Genomic DNA, 520 nt, shown 5'->3' with positions numbered 1-520 from the left:
CGAAAAACTCGATTACTCGACGATCGCCCCAACCACCATAATTTTCAACCAAGGCGTAAGGCATCTCGTAATGAGAAAGCGTCACAAATGGTTGCATGTCGTGTTTGGCTAGCTCATCAAAAATTTTGTCGTAAAACGCCAGTCCTTCTTCGTTTGGCTCCAGTTCATCACCATTAGGAAAAATACGGCTCCAAGCGATGGACAAGCGCAGGCAGGTGAATCCCATCTCTTTAAATAAGGCAATATCTTCTGGATAGCGATTGTAGAAATCGATCGCAAGATCTTTGATACCGGGCGTTCGTTCTTCACGCGTTTGATGCGGGCTCAGAATGCCGTTTGGCAACATATCTGATGTTGATAAACCTTTACCCCCAAGGTTGTATGCCCCCTCTACTTGGTTTGCAGCAATGGCACCACCCCAAAGGAAATTATCTGGAAACTTAATCATGTTTCTCACTCTTTTATCATTAGAAAATTGCAGTTACTTGGATTTTTCTTTGCTTGAGAATAGTGCAGGTCA

At 43.7% G+C, this 520-nt stretch carries 1 protein-coding gene; it reads right to left on the bottom strand.

Annotated elements, in window-relative coordinates; all coding sequences use genetic code 11:
- A partial coding sequence (locus R7P74_RS29335) for a family 1 glycosylhydrolase (RefSeq protein WP_318124254.1) occupies positions 1 to 448 on the bottom strand: 448 nt, incomplete at its 3' end.
- Between the last annotated feature and the right edge of the window lie 72 nt (positions 449 to 520).

This window comes from Vibrio sp. 2033, from assembly GCF_033339735.1.
The sequence above is the reverse complement of the archived record's forward strand: the minus strand, read 5'-3'. Positions and strand labels throughout refer to the sequence as shown.